Here is a 14,266-nt window from a genome sequence, read left to right as displayed (position 1 = left end):
TTGACTCTTGTATTGCAGAACTCTTTAATTATTAACCCTGTATTATAATATTCAATCAGATCAAGGCAATACCAAAAGAGATTCTTTCAAAGATAAGATGAATGTGGTATCAAGATCACTTAAACTAAAAAAATGGACAGCGCGGACAGATATGATGAAAACGGACATGAGGATCGGGTTTGGAGCGGATGTGCACCAGCTGGTTTCCGGGCGGGAGCTGATCCTGGGCGGGGAAAAGATCGAGTATGATCGTGGCCTGAAAGGCCATTCCGATGCCGATGTGCTTATCCATGCCCTGTGCGATGCGGTTCTGGGGGCAGGCGGTCTGGGGGATATCGGGGAACATTTCCCGGATACAGATCCCCGATACAGGGGGATTTCAAGTCTTATCCTCCTTAAAAAATGTGCAGACCTGATCCGGGAAAAAGGGTATGAGATTTCTAATGCAGACTGCGTGATATTTGCCCAGGCGCCCCGGATGGGGCCCCACAAGAAAAAGATGGAAGAGAACATGGCCGGGGTTCTGGCCCTGGACCCGGACCGGGTGAATGTCAAGGCAACCACCACGGAGGGCCTTGGATTTGCCGGCAGGGGAGAGGGGATTGCCGCCCAGTGCACGGTATTGATTAAATCTATTTCAGGATGAAGATAAAATGAGTTTAAAGATATACAATACATTGTCAGGAAAAAAAGAGGATTTTATTCCCATTGAAGAGGGAAAGGTCAGCATGTACGTGTGCGGCCCCACAGTATACGATACCAGCCACATCGGCCATGCCCGGTCCGTGGTGGTCTTTGACATGGTGTTTCGCTGGCTGACCCGGCTGGAGTATGAGGTCACTTATGTCAGGAATTTCACGGATGTGGATGACAAGATCATTAAAAAATCCAATGAAACCGGGGAATCCTGCACCGCCATAACGGAAAAGTACATTGACGAGTTCCACAATGAAATGGATGCCCTCAACGTGCTCAGGCCCACCATGGAGCCCAAGGCCACCGAGCATATCAACCACATCATCGATTTCATCGGCAAACTCATCGATAAGGGAAAGGCCTATCCCGTGGAGGGCGGGGATGTCTATTTTTCCATTGATTCCTTCAAGGAATACGGGAAATTGTCCGGCCGGAACCCCGACGACATGAGGGCAGGGGCCAGGATTGCCGTGGACGAGAAAAAGCGCAGTCCCCTGGATTTTACCCTGTGGAAACCGGCCAAGCCCGGAGAGCCATCCTGGGAGAGTCCCTGGGGAAAGGGCCGTCCCGGGTGGCACATTGAATGCTCTGCCATGAGCGCCGAGTACCTGGGCCGGGGATTTGACATCCACGGCGGCGGCAAGGACCTGATCTTTCCCCACCATGAGAATGAGATTGCCCAGAGCGAGGCCCTGTTCGGGGGGCGATTCGTAAAATACTGGATCCATAACGGGTTTGTGGACATCAATAATGAGAAGATGTCCAAATCCCTGGGAAATTTCACCATGATCAAGGAGGTCCTGGCAGACCATTCCCCGGAGGTGATCCGGCTTTTTCTTTTGTCAAAGCAGTACAGGAGCCCCATCGACTACAGCGAGGACTCCATGAAAGAAGTTTCCCAGGGGCTGGACCGGGTCTATGCCTTCCTGGAGAGACTGGATAATGCCGGGATTCAAGGGGAAACCAAAGACCGGGGCCCCCTCTGGGAAGATTTTTCCCAGGCCATGAACGATGATTTCAACTCGGCCAGGGCCCTGGCCGCTGTATTCGAAGCCGTGAAAAAGGGGAACAAACTCCTGGATCAGACCAATGATGCCCCCGATGCAGACATGAAAAAAGATCTGGAAAGGGTTTACGCCGACGTGAAATCCCTGTCCGGGGTCCTGGGCATATTCCAGGAAGATCCCAAAGACTGGTTCCGGACCAAAAAAGACAAGGGCATGTCGGACAAGGCCATAGATCCGGCTGAAGTGGACGGACTGATCCAGGAACGGGCCGATGCCCGGAAATCAAAGGATTTCGCCCGGGCCGATGAGATCCGGGACCAGCTCCAGGCCATGAATATTGTTCTGGAGGACGGGCCAGGCGGGACGACCTGGCGGTTTGAGTAACAAAGATTGACGATCCAATCATCAGCTCCCGTCCCAGGGAGCTGATGAAGCTGAAAAATCCGTGATTTATTCCGTCCTGGAACCCCGCCCTTTAAGCCGCTCCAACCATTTGCCTCCCCCGGCCCGATCTGGCCCGGTCTGCCATGGGGTTGGATTCTGAAAAGCAATTCACCAATGTATTATACTCCTTATCCTTCAGCAGAAAGGAAAAACCTTAAGATATCGTGGCCAAAGCGAGGTCAAAAATCTGAACTTTGATACCATTGGTGTACAGTTTTTCGACAACTTTTTCAGAACAGAGGATAATAATAGACAACCCGTTTCATTTCGGTAATACTGAATCCCTCCATGGAACAAAAAATTCAAAAGAAGAACCAGGTGGAAATGATGGAAAAATTACTCTTGGTAGAGGATCACGCCATATTTGGGAAAATGACTCGAACAATACTTGAAAAAGAATTCGCCTGGCCGGTGACTTGGACCCAATCACTGTCTGAGACAGTCGCCTTGCTGGAAAAATCTACCGATCATTTTACCGCCGCAGTGTTGGATTTTGATTTGCCGGATGCAATGAAGGGAGAAATTATTGATGCTGTCGTAAAAGAGGGCATTCCATCAATCATTTTCACAGCAAGTATTGGTGACGGTATCCGTGAATATGTCTGGTCAAAAAAAGTTGTGGACTATATTTTTAAGGACGATCCCAACTGTCTGGATTATCTTGTGTCTTCAATTCGGAAACTGATAACGAACCAGGAAAAAATAATATTATTAGTGGATGATTCTTCGTTTTTCAGAAAAGCGCTTTCAGATCTTTTGCAGGTTCAGCAATATCAGTTAATCACAGCCAGTACCCCAGCCAAAGCCCTGAAAGCTCTAAAGAATTATCCCGATATCCAGTTGGTATTGACGGATTTTAACATGCCGGAGATGGATGGATGTCAGCTTTGTAAGGTAATCCGAAAAACAAAAAAAAAGGATGATCTTGCAATCATCGGGATTTCAGCTGAAGGAGACAAGACAATGGCGGCCCGATTTTTAAAAAGCGGCGCCAATGATTTCATTGTTAAGCAATCTTTCATCACAGAAGAATTTTATTGCAGGATCAATCAATGCCTTGAAAACATTGACCTTATACGCCAGGCAAAACTGGCAGCCATCAGTGATTTTTTAACGGGACTTTACAATCGAAGGTATTTTTTTGAACAGGGGGAAGTCGTGTTCCGTGAAGCCAAAAAAGCTTCTCTCCCTCTTGGTTGTGCCATGATTGATATAGATCTTTTTAAACAGGTGAATGATACTTATGGACACGGTGTGGGGGATCAGGTTCTACAGGCTTTATCTAAAATTCTAAAAGCATTTGTCAAAAAAAACGAATTGCTGGCAAGATTAGGTGGAGAAGAATTCTGTATCCTGGTTCCGGCGGACCCAAAGGGCGTATCCGATAAATCCGAAAGCGTATTGGATGATCTTGAAGCAAGATTCAACCAACTCCGTTCAGACATAGAAAATACAAAATTTTTTCATGGAGAACGTAGGCAATTACTCCAAATTACGGTAAGTATCGGTATTTCACATCAAACAGATCAGGACTTTTCACATTTGCTGAAAACAGCAGACCAGAAATTGTATGAAGCAAAAGAAAATGGACGAAACCAGGTGGTTTTGGCAACTGATGAATACCACCAGTGAACTGGTGGTATTCATTTGGGGCACTGTTTTTCGTACCATAAAGAAGCTTCCTCAAGGTCAGCCTCGGCTTCTGTCCGAATATGAACAGGAAAACTCACAGACGCTTTCGAATATCTGCGATCACATCATTGGCAAGACGCCCTTTAAGGCCATCTGCTTTATATTCGGCAAGCCTTCCGTCAAGTTCCGCCCGCTTTTTTGATAACGCAGCGCTTATTTCTTTTTCGGCTGATTTTTTCTGGGAGGATGCTTTTTGGCCAGTTTGGCCCAGGCATCCCGCAAGGTGACCGTCCGGTTAAACACCGGGGCGTCCTTTGAACCTTCCTTTGAATCCAGGCAGAAATATCCCAGGCGCTCAAACTGAAAGACCTTTTCAGGCTCAGCCTGTTCCAGGCTTTTCTCCAGCTTGCATCCTGTAAGGATCTCAAGGGAGTCCGGGTTCAGGTTCTCAATGAAATCCCGGCCGCCTTCTTCAGGATTTTCATCCTTGAAAAGCCGGTCATAGAGGCGGACTTCCGCCTCCATGCAGTCCCGTGCATTGACCCAGTGAATGGTGCCCTTGACCTTTCTTCCGTCCGGGGCATTGCCTCCCCGGGTCTCAGGGTCATAGGTGCAGATCAGTTCAATCACTTTTCCGGTCTCATCCTTGATTACATCCCTGCAGGTGATGAAATAGGCATATCTTAACCGGACTTCCCGTCCTGGTCCCAGGCGGAAGAATTTTTTCGGGGGATCTTCCATGAAATCGTCCTGCTCCACATAGATCTCTTTTGAAAAACTGATGTTCCGCTTTCCCATCTCCGGCTTCTGGGGATGGTTCAGGGCTTCCAGGGTTTCGGTCTGATCTTCGGGATAGTTTTCAATGGTGACCTTCAAGGGGCGGATCACTCCCATGACCCGGGGCGAGGTTTCATTGAGATCGTCCCGGAGGCAGGATTCCAGCAGGCCCATGTCAATGCGGCTGTCTTTTTTGGAGACCCCGATGATGTCGCAGAAGTTCCGGATGGATGCCGGGGTATACCCCCTCCTGCGCATGCCTTCCAGGGTGGGGAGCCTGGGATCGTCCCATCCGTTTACATGGTCCTGGTCCACGAGTTGCTGGAGTTTCCGTTTGCTCAAGACCGTATAGTTGATGTTCATCCGGGCAAATTCGATCTGCTGGGGATGGCAGGGGGTGGACAGCTGGTCGATGATCCAGTCGTAAAGGGGACGGTGATCCTCAAACTCCAGGGAGCAAAGGGAGTGGGTAATCCCCTCCAGGGCGTCTGACAGGCAGTGGGTGAAATCGTACATGGGATAGATGCACCATCGATCCCCGGTTCTGGGGTGGGATGCGTTTTTCACCCGGTAAATAATGGGATCCCTCATGTTGATGTTGGGGGATTTCATGTCGATCTTGGCCCTCAGGGTGTGCTCTCCCTCGTCAAATTCCCCGTTTTTCATCCGGGCAAACAGATCCAGGTTTTCTTCAACACTCCTCTCCCTGTAGGGACTGTCTTTCCCCGGTTCGGTCAGGGTGCCCCGGTACTCCCGGATCTCTTCGGCCGTCAGGCTGCAGACATAGGCCTTTCCCTTTTGGATGAGCTCCAGGGCAAATTCATGGAGCCGGTCAAAATAATCCGAAGCAAACAGAGGTTCGCCATATTCAAATCCCAGCCATTTGACGGCAGACTCAATGGAGTCGATGTAGACCTGTTTTTCCTTGGCCGGATTGGAGTCGTCAAACCTTAAATTGCATTGACCGTTGAACTTTCCGGCCATTCCAAAGTTGAGGCAGATGGATTTGGCATGGCCGATGTGAAGATATCCGTTGGGTTCCGGAGGGAATCGGGTGATCACCTTTCCGTGATTCTTGTTTTTGGCAAGGTCCTCCCTGATGATGGATTCGATAAAATGTCCCTTTTTAGTGTCTGCTTCCATTCCCTTTGTTTATCCTTTGATTAAAAATCTGATTTTTGTAAACCTCTTAAATAACATATTCAAAAGGCTTGTAAAAGGGCGAATCAGGACCATTGTTTATTTTTGAAAGGGTGAAACCCCAAAGAAACGGTCCGCCTCCCCGGCTGTTGTCAATACCAGGGGCAGCTTATCTTTTCTAAAAAATTGCTGCCTTCATTCAAGAGAACCCCCAGAAGACTCATGCCGAATATCCCCACAAACATGGTATTGAAATCCATCTGACCCCAGGCATCCATGATCAGATATCCCAGGCCTCTGGTGGTGGCAAAGGACTCGACAAAAAAGAGGACGGCCACACTGACCCCGGAATTTAAGCGGAGGGCCGTAAACCCGTGGGGAAGGGCGGCAGGAAGATATCCCTCCCGGAAGAGCTGCCATTTACCGGCCCCAAGGGACCGGATCGAATCCAGGTGCTGGGGTTGAATCCCCCGGACCCCGTCCCGGGTCGCCACCAATACCTGATACCCGAGGATCAGACTGATGATGAGGATCTTGGAGATATCCCCCAGTCCAAACAACAGCAGGACCACCGGGAGCATGACCACCTTGGGGATGGGATAGGTCATGGAGACAAAAGGGGAGAGGAACTTATCAAATTGAGGGGAGCTGCCCATCCATATCCCTAGGGGAAAGGCAACTCCCCAGCCGATGATCATGGCCGTCACCGCCCGGAACGTACTGGCGGAAAAATGATGCCAGAATTCAGGGGTGATCAGGGCCGACAAAAATGCCTGCACAGCCGTTTCCGGAGCCGGCAGGACATTTTGGGACACCTGGATGGCCAGAACCTTCCAGATCAGGCAGACCACCAGAATCGTAATGGAATAGGGCAGGGCAAAGCGCTTGATGAATTTCACCAGTATTCCCCCAGTTTTTCCCGGATGGACCGGATCAATTCGTAATAAGCACCGGACCGCCGGTATTCAATATCCCCAAACCCCGGGTTATCGAAAATTTCCCGGATGGATGCCGGAGAGCCGGAAAGAATCAGGATGCGCTTTCCCAAAAAAACCGCCTCTTCCACGCTGTGGGTGACCAGAAGATAGGGCACGGATGTGCCAAGCCAGGTGGTGAGCAGGGTGTCCTGGAGATTCTCCCTGGTGATGGCATCCAGGGATGAGAAGGGTTCATCCATGAGCAGCAGGCGGGGTTGGGATGCATAGGCCCTGGCAATGGCAACCCGCTGCTGTTCTCCACCGCTCATGACGGAAGGATAATCCTTTTCCCGGCCTCCCAGTCCGAGTTCAGCCAGAATTTTCCGGGCCCGGGCATTCCTGTCCTTCCTGGAAATCCCCTGTATCTTTAAACCCAGGGCCACATTCTGCAGATTGGTTTTCCAGGGCAGCAGACCAAAATTCTGGAGGATCAGCGCCACATCCGGCATGGGCCTGGATACGGTCCGGTTGTCGATCCGGATCCGGCCGCTTTCACTTTTTTCAAGGCCGCTGATGAGATGGAGCAGGGTGGTCTTGCCGCAGCCGGAAGGTCCGAGGATAACGATTGTTTCCCGGGCATCCAAATGAAAGGAGATGTCCTGTAAGACAATTTTTGAATGAAAAGTCTTGGATATGTGATCAACCTTGAGCATGAAAATTTTGCACTAGAGAATCAGATCCTGATAGGGAATGGGCTCAAGGAGCAGCCCCTTTTTCAACATCCAGTCCTGGACTTGTTTTACTTCTGATTCCGTAGGTATCCGGGGTTCCGGATATCGGTACATGGGAAAATCTCCGGCCAGGTCCCCGGGAATCCGGCAGGTCTTCAGCATGAGGCCGCGGTAGTGATCCGGCTTTTTATTGAGTGCCTTTACCGATCTGGCATAGGCCTTGATAAAAGATTCTGCCAGATGGCGTTTGTTTATGTGCATATTCAAGACGGTCAAAGGCATTTCCAGGCTCTGGTCGGTCACAACAGGTCTGGCTCCCCTGTGCTCGGCAAGAGTGGCCAGGGGCTCGGGCAGGAGTGCTGCATCAATCTCGCCCATCAACAGCATCTGCAGCCGAAGGGACATCCGTTTGATTTCCACTTCTTCCAATTCCATTTCATGGGTCTGGGAAAGCTCTTTTATATGATCCAGCAGGTATTCAATAATGGATGCCTTGGAGATCGCCACCCGGATTCTGCCTTTTTCCCTTTCCAGGGGCAGTTCAGGAGAGAGCATGAGACCGAACATCCTCTGTTTTTTATCGGTTGCGTAGGAAATGGTTAAAAAGCGGATGGGGATCTTATTTTTAGCCAAAAGAAGGGTGGCCGGCATGTCCCCGAAAAAACCGTCCAGCTGGCCGCTCTGCATTGCCGTATTCCTTTCCATGGCACTGGTAAAAGGCACCAGTTCCAAATCGATATTTTCCGCCTTGAAATACCCTTCCGCCACTCCCACCTGGAGGGGCAGGGTGTCGATGACCTGGAGAATGCCCATGCGGAAGGTTTCCGCCCAGACAGCTCCGCCCCAGAAAATGAAAAGCATGGAGAACAATAAGACAAGCCCAATCTGTCTTTTATTTCCAAAGTTTTGTATTCGTTCCACCGATATTCATTCCTCGTATGTTTTTGGAAAAACAACCGCTCAAGACGGCAATCTGATGATATCACTTAACGATGGATCATCTATAACCTAATTTTCTCCATGGGTAAAGTTCGGGGAAGAATATGTGGTTCAGGCAGGTTAAAGCCGAAGTCAAGGGAAATCCGTTCATCTCTTTCAAGGCCAGTTTCCGGTATCTTTCAGGGTCTAACAATTTTTGAAACAAAAATCCGATGGGAATTCTATTCAGGCAGAAACATGAAATTTTAAGGGAAGGTTCAGTAAAATGATACCCCGGAGTTCAATGGCGTTGGATTGACCATGGATAATGCAAACTCTTTGGAGAATCAATATCTGTAAAGATTGATCCGGAGTTGCATCCAATCCTTTTCATATCAGGCAGGGGTATGTCTCATTCGGCGATGCCAGCGAAGCACTTGTGTCCCGGTGACACTTTCCTTTTACAGGGTTTTCTCAAATAAAATTCCATTTTGAGAGAAATTCTAAAACATATTTTGCTTCAAGAAGCTTATATGGCGTTGATCTTATGCCTCTATGTATCAAGAAACAATTCTTATTTCGATTATTCCATAACGCGGCATGTTAATTGCTTTTGAGATTACTAATGCACGAAAGAAGATAGTATTTTCATGTGAACCTTTTAAGGAAATAATTTGAGATGAAAAAATTAATATTCACATACGGGTTGATCTTTTTATTGTTCGGGTATATAGGCGTCGGCTGGGCTTCATATTATTCAGAAGCAGATTCAGGCGACCTTAACGGGCATCCGTTTGATAGTGTCGGTACCTTCGACATCGGTACGAACACGGTGACAGGATCCATCTACCTGGATCCCTCCCCCAGTTCAGATTATGATAATTTTAATTTTAAGTTGTTATCAGGGTATACAATCACATCAGCGACAATCACCGTCACCGGTCAGTATTGGGATAATAATCCGGGTAACGGGATCGGCGCGAAGGCTCGATGGTATTCTCCTTACTCTGGTATTGAAGGGAATTGGATAGATTTGCTCAATCCATCGCCCCAAAATCTGTTCTTAACCGATACAACGACTCTTTCTGGCGGGTTTTATAGATTGTACCAAGCAGCCACTCACTACCCTGGAGATGGGTGGACCGCTGACTATGTCATAGAGTTCAACGTGGCGGATGCGAATGCCCCGGTGCCCGAGCCTGCCACAATGTTTCTTTTCGGTATCGGCCTTTTGGGTCTTGCGGGAGTCAGCCGGAAAACCTCAGCTGCGCTTAAATAGGTATTAAAAGGAATAGGGCAGGCCTTCAGGCCTGCCCTTATTTTCTATCAATCAGACCAATATCTTCTTCACCCATTCTGCCGAAAACCACATTGCACAGTGAATCTGCACCCTGCTCATAACGCAGGATGAATCCGTTCGTCTCACCACAATTTTATCTGTAATAGCCCTTGGCTTAAAGTTTATTCCCGCGAAGAGAGGGTACTCCCTGAATTTCCTTCAGAATTATTTATGCGACACAGAATCTCGCTAACAATTCGCTGGTATGTTTATTATATAAAGGTGTATAGTGTGCAGCAATAGGATACTATGCCGTGATGAAAGGGAAAATCCAAAAAACATCTTTAATCCGTCTCAACATCTTAAATAGAACTCTTGCTTGAAAGGAAAACGTCATGAAATTTCGTTGTCCGGTCTATACCTGCCAGAAAGTCTCTTTGCTTTTTCTGTTTACCCTGCTGGCTGCCGTTTCGGCCGGCTGCGGCAATGGGGCGTCTAAAAGTTCGGACTTCCCGGATCCGGTCCAGGCCTGTGATCTGTTAACCAAGTCAGAGGTGGAGTCCTTGATCAATGACTCTGTGGATGACCCCCGTAAAACCTTTAAGGAGCAAAAGAATCCCAGGCACTGGATGTCCACTTGCAATTACTTTTCAAAGGAAAAAAACATCAGCATCGGGCTCATGATCATCCCCCATGGCCGCAAAGGAAGCGCTGCCGAGGTTTATACCCGGCATGAGGCGGAATTGAAAAAGAATCTGGGGGAAAATTACAGAATGGAACCTGTAGCCGGGGTGGGGGAGAAGGCCGGCTGGGACGAAGAAACCAAACAACTGACCATTTTTCAGGGACCGTATATGCTGCTTCTGACCGGCGGAAGCCCTGATATTTCAGTCGATGATGCTTTGAGTCTTAACAAGCAGCTTGCGGAAAAGGTTTTGGCAAAACTTCCGAAATAAACGGTTCGCCTCCCAGCGATGTTGACTGGAAAGCCGTGCACGCAAGGAAGAGGGCAGGGGGTTGTGGGGCAAAATCCCCCTGATGTCTCCGCTGAAGTCCCTGCAGCCTTTGCACCGGACATATGCGCGTTTGTCCTGAACAAACGAAACAATTGACTGAACTGGGTCAAATCGATATGGTGTTCCCCAAAAAACAGATACCCTTAAAAACGGATAAAAAGTGAACCCAAAAAAAGAATTCAAGGCGGCAGTGGTCCAGTTTGACATTGTCAACGGGCAGATTGAGGCCAACATGGGAAAGGCCTTGGAGATCCTGGGCGGATTGTCAAAAGTTTCCCTTGCCGTTCTGCCGGAGCTTTTTGCCTCCGGATTTGACAATGAGCATATCAAAGAGCATGCCCGGCATACGCCGAAGATCCTGGACCGGCTTTCGGCTGTGGCCCTGGAAAAGAACATGGCCCTTGCCGGATCTTTGCCCGAAGACCATGAAGGGAAGATCTTCAATACCCTTTATTTCATAGACAGGGACGGAAAGGTCAAGGGCGCCTATCGCAAGCTTCATCTTTTTCCTTTGACCCTGGAGCACGAGTATTACGGCGCAGGTGACCAGGTTATGATTGTAGATACAACTATCGGAAGGGTGGGGCTCATGATCTGCTATGATTTAAGATTCCCGGAGCAGGCCAGAAAGATCTTTTTGGAAGATGCCCAAATGATACTGGTCTCGGCCCAGTGGCCGGCGCCCAGGATTGCCCAGTGGGAGATCCTGGCCCGGGCAAGGGCCGTGGAAAATCAGCTTTTTATGGTCTGCTCCAACCGGACCGGAACAGACCGGGAATTGAATTTTTCCGGGAACTCTTTGATCGTAGATCCCATGGGAAAGGTCCTGGCCCGGGCAGAGGAATCCCGATCCTCCATGACTGCCGTGATCAATATGGAAGAGGCGGACAGGGCCGGGCGTCTGATTCCCTGCAGAGAAGACCGGAGGGGGGATATCTATGGATAAGATCCTCCCCCTGGAAGAGATCCGATCCCTGGCCCGGGAGTATAGAAAGGCAGGGAAAACCATTGTCTTTACCAACGGCTGCTTTGATATCCTCCATGCCGGCCATGTGAGCTATCTGACCCTGGCTGCGGCTTTGGGGGATGTCCTGGTCCTGGGGCTCAATTCAGATTCCTCCGTGAAAAAGATAAAAGGGGAGAAGCGGCCCGTGATCGGTCAGGACCACCGGGCCCGGGTGGTGGCAGGCCTTGGGGCCGTAGCCCATGTGGTCCTGTTTGACGAGCCCGACCCGGAGAACTTGATCCAGGCGGTCTGCCCCCACATCCTGGTCAAGGGGGCGGACTGGTCCGAAGATCAGATTATCGGGGCTGATTTTGTCAAACAGCACGGCGGCCGGGTGGAGCGGGTGGTGCTGGAACCGGATATCTCCACTACCAAAATCATTGAACGGATTGTAAGGCTTTACCATGAATGAGGCGGAAGGATATGAATTTTCCCATATCCGGGAGGCCAAGGGCGTGGTTCACAGGGTCTTCTCCCGGCGGGGAGGGGCCAGCAAGGAACCCTATGATTCCCTGAATGTGGGAAAAAACAACGGGGATGATCCCCTGGCGGTCCGGGAGAATAGGCAGCGGATTCTCAAGAGTCTTGGCATGAAAAAGGCCGTTTATCTGAACCAGGTTCATGGATCCGACATCCTGGTATTGAAAAATGGGGATCCGGCAGATAAGGATCTTAAAACCGGCCTGACCGCCGACGGGGTGGTGACCGATATCCCGGGGCTGGCCCTGGTGATCCAGGTGGCCGACTGCCAGGCAGTCCTGTTGTACGATCCTGAGAACCGGGTGATCGCCAATGTCCATTCCGGCTGGCGGGGGAGTATCCAAAACATCATCGGCAGATGCGTTGACCTCATGGCAGGGGAGTTCGGGTCTGACCCGGGAAAACTCCTGGCCGGGATCTCCCCCTCCCTGGGTCCCTGCTGTGCCGAATTTATCCACTATAAGGATGAGATCCCAAAACCCCTGTGGAAATACAAAATCCCGGGCAGGAATTATTTTGATTTCTGGACTCTTTCCCGGGAACAGCTCATGGAAAAGGGGATTTTGGAAACCCGGATAGAAAATATGGCTCTGTGTACCCGGTGCCGTACGGACCGTTTTTTTTCATACCGGGCCCATCCGGTCACCGGGCGCTTTGCCTGTGCTGCCGCACTGATCTAAGCCCCGGGAATGAAAAGGGATAATCCCCGGATTGTCAGGGGGATGGCTCCGTAAAAAAGGCTGGGTTTCTGCCCTGGATTTTAATCATTTTGTACATTGACTTAGCCTGGAGCATATGATATTTGCTCAATGAGATTTGATCTTTGAAAGCCGAAAAGAGCGCAGAAAGGCGGGAAATGAAAAAAGAAACCGGTCAGACAATCAGGGAACTGGGGTATTTTGCCAGTCTGGGATTATCTGTGGCCCTTTCGATTTTCATGGGCCTTGGCCTGGGGCTCTGGCTTGACAAGAAATTCGGTACAGACCCTGTCCTGATGTTCGTGGGCCTGGCATTAGGAATTGCCGCAGGTTTCACCAATATCATCCGGGCCGGGAAAAAAGGGAAAAGATATTAATGCAGGAACTTTCACGACTGGTTGATTTTGTCACAAAGTCGAACTGGCTGATTCTGGCAATGGCGGCATGTGTGTCCCTGGCCGTGGCCAGTCACGAAGTCTACCTGGGGGTGATCTCCGGGGGACTCATCGTGGCCGTGAATTTCCATGTTTTGAAAAGGACCATTAAAAACAGTCTTTCCCCTGAACGGGTATCGGAAAAAGGATCCTCCCTTCTGGGAAACTTACTGGTAAAGTACTATATCAGATTTGTGATCAGCGGGATCCTGATTTTTCTGCTGATATCAAACCATATTGTTCATCCCCTGGGGCTTCTGGCTGGGCTTTCAGTGGTTGTTGCAAGCATATTTCTGGCGACCATGCTTGTGTTGACTAAGATTTTATTCAAGGAGGCGGTATAAGGTGGAACATCCGTATTTAATTCTCACTTCGTTGTTTGGAATGTTTGGTATGGAAGAGTGGGCAGCCCACTATTCCCATGTGACCTACATGTGGCTTGCCATGATCTTTCTTATTGTTTTCGGGTGGCTGGCAGGAAAGAGCGTTTCCCTGGTGCCCAAGGCGGGACAGAATGTCTTTGAGGTTCTGATTTCCGGGCTTGAGGAGTTCACGGTCAGCATCACCGGCGAAGAGGGGAGAAAATCCTTTCCCCTGGTTCTGACCATCTTTTTATTCGTCCTTGTAGGCAATCTCATGGGGCTGGTTCCGGCATTTTTCCCGCCCACAGCATCCATCAACACCACCCTGGCCATCGCCCTTATTGCGGTTCTGTGGAGCCATGTGGTCGGTGTCCAGCGGCACGGGATTAAGTATATCAAGCATTTTCTGGGGCCGGTTCCGGCCATGATCCCCCTGTTCCTGCCCATTGAAATCATCGGCCATTCCGCCCGGGTTCTGTCCCTGACCTTCCGTCTTTTCGGAAACATGGCCGGTCATGAGCTGGTGGTGGGCATCCTTCTGGGGCTGGGCGGCATGTTTCTGGCCCCCCTCCCGGTCATGGCCCTGGGTGCCTTTGTGGCCCTGGTCCAGGCCTTTGTGTTCTACCTCCTCTCCACCATGTATATTGCCGGTGCCATTGAGGAGGCCCATTAATTCAGGCGTTTTACGGGAACTGGAAGAAGCCCGTTATTTTTTATATTAATACTTTA

General features: G+C 49.8%; 16 protein-coding genes. 12 read left to right on the top strand and 4 right to left on the bottom strand.

Annotated elements, in window-relative coordinates; genetic code table 11:
- Positions 1 to 151: 151 nt before the first annotated feature.
- From ispF to F608_RS0102805, 4 genes are all read left to right on the top strand, one after another.
- Entirely contained in the window at positions 152 to 646 is a 495-nt protein-coding gene (gene ispF, locus F608_RS0102820; RefSeq protein ID WP_022664094.1) for a 2-C-methyl-D-erythritol 2,4-cyclodiphosphate synthase, read from the top strand.
- 7 nt (positions 647 to 653) lie between these two features.
- Positions 654 to 2,087: a cysteine--tRNA ligase gene (cysS, locus tag F608_RS0102815; protein ID WP_022664093.1), complete on the top strand. Its 1,434-nt coding sequence runs from the start codon at positions 654 to 656 to the stop codon at positions 2,085 to 2,087.
- Between the two features lie 348 nt (positions 2,088 to 2,435).
- Positions 2,436 to 3,779, top strand: a complete 1,344-nt coding sequence (locus F608_RS0102810; protein WP_022664092.1) for a diguanylate cyclase — start codon at positions 2,436 to 2,438, stop codon at positions 3,777 to 3,779.
- Positions 3,763 to 3,981, top strand: a complete 219-nt coding sequence (locus F608_RS0102805; RefSeq protein ID WP_022664091.1) for a hypothetical protein — start codon at positions 3,763 to 3,765, stop codon at positions 3,979 to 3,981. The genes F608_RS0102810 and F608_RS0102805 overlap by 17 nt, the downstream gene beginning before the upstream one ends.
- A gap of 11 nt (positions 3,982 to 3,992) precedes the next feature.
- On the opposite strand, the gene F608_RS0102800 is transcribed toward F608_RS0102805, so the two are convergent.
- From F608_RS0102800 to F608_RS0102785, 4 genes are all read right to left on the bottom strand, one after another.
- The gene (locus tag F608_RS0102800; protein ID WP_022664090.1) at positions 3,993 to 5,699 is read right to left on the bottom strand and encodes a glutamine--tRNA ligase/YqeY domain fusion protein; all 1,707 of its coding nucleotides are present in this window, start codon (positions 5,697 to 5,699) and stop codon (positions 3,993 to 3,995) included.
- Positions 5,700 to 5,848: 149 nt separating this feature from the next.
- On the bottom strand, positions 5,849 to 6,595 hold the full coding sequence (locus F608_RS0102795) for an ABC transporter permease (protein WP_022664088.1): 747 nt from the start codon (positions 6,593 to 6,595) through the stop codon (positions 5,849 to 5,851).
- Positions 6,592 to 7,326 (bottom strand): ABC transporter ATP-binding protein, encoded by a 735-nt coding sequence (locus F608_RS0102790; protein WP_022664087.1) that lies wholly within the window; start codon positions 7,324 to 7,326, stop codon positions 6,592 to 6,594. The genes F608_RS0102795 and F608_RS0102790 overlap by 4 nt, the downstream gene beginning before the upstream one ends.
- 12 nt (positions 7,327 to 7,338) lie before the next feature.
- Positions 7,339 to 8,265 (bottom strand): ABC transporter substrate-binding protein, encoded by a 927-nt coding sequence (locus tag F608_RS0102785; RefSeq protein WP_153307436.1) that lies wholly within the window; start codon positions 8,263 to 8,265, stop codon positions 7,339 to 7,341.
- 676 nt (positions 8,266 to 8,941) lie between these two features.
- On the opposite strand from F608_RS0102785, the gene F608_RS0102775 reads away from it, so the two are divergent.
- The 8 genes from F608_RS0102775 (at position 8,942) to atpB (ending at position 14,210) form a co-directional block, all read left to right on the top strand.
- Positions 8,942 to 9,541 carry a PEP-CTERM sorting domain-containing protein gene (locus F608_RS0102775; RefSeq protein ID WP_022664085.1) on the top strand — a complete coding sequence of 200 codons (600 nt, stop codon included), beginning with the start codon at positions 8,942 to 8,944 and terminating at the stop codon, positions 9,539 to 9,541.
- A 395-nt stretch (positions 9,542 to 9,936) separates the two neighbouring features.
- Positions 9,937 to 10,497, top strand: coding sequence for a hypothetical protein (locus F608_RS0102770; RefSeq protein WP_022664084.1), 561 nt, complete (start codon positions 9,937 to 9,939; stop codon positions 10,495 to 10,497).
- 220 nt (positions 10,498 to 10,717) lie between these two features.
- Positions 10,718 to 11,503: a nitrilase-related carbon-nitrogen hydrolase gene (locus F608_RS0102765; RefSeq protein WP_022664083.1), complete on the top strand. Its 786-nt coding sequence runs from the start codon at positions 10,718 to 10,720 to the stop codon at positions 11,501 to 11,503.
- Entirely contained in the window at positions 11,496 to 11,975 is a 480-nt protein-coding gene (gene rfaE2, locus F608_RS0102760) for a D-glycero-beta-D-manno-heptose 1-phosphate adenylyltransferase (RefSeq protein ID WP_022664082.1), read from the top strand. The genes F608_RS0102765 and rfaE2 overlap by 8 nt, the downstream gene beginning before the upstream one ends.
- Positions 11,968 to 12,723: a peptidoglycan editing factor PgeF gene (pgeF, locus tag F608_RS0102755; protein ID WP_022664081.1), complete on the top strand. Its 756-nt coding sequence runs from the start codon at positions 11,968 to 11,970 to the stop codon at positions 12,721 to 12,723. Before rfaE2 ends, pgeF begins: the two co-directional genes overlap by 8 nt.
- Positions 12,724 to 12,899: 176 nt before the next feature.
- Entirely contained in the window at positions 12,900 to 13,118 is a 219-nt protein-coding gene (locus F608_RS0102750) for an AtpZ/AtpI family protein (protein WP_027362404.1), read from the top strand.
- A complete protein-coding gene (locus F608_RS0102745) occupies positions 13,118 to 13,519 on the top strand; it encodes an ATP synthase subunit I (protein ID WP_022664079.1) in 402 nt (133 codons plus the stop codon). Before F608_RS0102750 ends, F608_RS0102745 begins: the two co-directional genes overlap by 1 nt.
- A 1-nt stretch (position 13,520) precedes the next feature.
- Positions 13,521 to 14,210 carry a F0F1 ATP synthase subunit A gene (gene atpB / locus F608_RS0102740; protein WP_027362403.1) on the top strand — a complete coding sequence of 230 codons (690 nt, stop codon included), beginning with the start codon at positions 13,521 to 13,523 and terminating at the stop codon, positions 14,208 to 14,210.
- The last annotated feature ends 56 nt before the right edge of the window (positions 14,211 to 14,266 follow it).

This window comes from Desulfospira joergensenii DSM 10085 (genome assembly GCF_000420085.1).
In the GTDB taxonomy this organism is placed as follows: domain Bacteria; phylum Desulfobacterota; class Desulfobacteria; order Desulfobacterales; family Desulfobacteraceae; genus Desulfospira; species Desulfospira joergensenii.
The sequence above is the reverse complement of the archived record's forward strand: the minus strand, read 5'-3'. Positions and strand labels throughout refer to the sequence as shown.

Excerpts from the sequence above, each read along its gene's own strand:
- F608_RS0102750 (WP_027362404.1), top strand. The coding sequence starts at position 12,900 with ATGAAAAAAGAAACCGGTCAGACAATCAGGGAACTGGGGTATTTTGCC.
- F608_RS0102775 (WP_022664085.1), top strand. The coding sequence starts at position 8,942 with ATGAAAAAATTAATATTCACATACGGGTTGATCTTTTTATTGTTCGGG.
- F608_RS0102800 (WP_022664090.1), bottom strand. The coding sequence starts at position 5,699 with ATGGAAGCAGACACTAAAAAGGGACATTTTATCGAATCCATCATCAGG.
- F608_RS0102810 (WP_022664092.1), top strand. The coding sequence starts at position 2,436 with ATGGAACAAAAAATTCAAAAGAAGAACCAGGTGGAAATGATGGAAAAA.
- cysS (WP_022664093.1), top strand. The coding sequence starts at position 654 with ATGAGTTTAAAGATATACAATACATTGTCAGGAAAAAAAGAGGATTTT.
- F608_RS0102805 (WP_022664091.1), top strand. The coding sequence starts at position 3,763 with ATGAATACCACCAGTGAACTGGTGGTATTCATTTGGGGCACTGTTTTT.
- F608_RS0102790 (WP_022664087.1), bottom strand. The coding sequence starts at position 7,326 with ATGCTCAAGGTTGATCACATATCCAAGACTTTTCATTCAAAAATTGTC.
- ispF (WP_022664094.1), top strand. The coding sequence starts at position 152 with ATGATGAAAACGGACATGAGGATCGGGTTTGGAGCGGATGTGCACCAG.
- F608_RS0102770 (WP_022664084.1), top strand. The coding sequence starts at position 9,937 with ATGAAATTTCGTTGTCCGGTCTATACCTGCCAGAAAGTCTCTTTGCTT.
- F608_RS0102745 (WP_022664079.1), top strand. The coding sequence starts at position 13,118 with ATGCAGGAACTTTCACGACTGGTTGATTTTGTCACAAAGTCGAACTGG.
- pgeF (WP_022664081.1), top strand. The coding sequence starts at position 11,968 with ATGAATGAGGCGGAAGGATATGAATTTTCCCATATCCGGGAGGCCAAG.
- rfaE2 (WP_022664082.1), top strand. The coding sequence starts at position 11,496 with ATGGATAAGATCCTCCCCCTGGAAGAGATCCGATCCCTGGCCCGGGAG.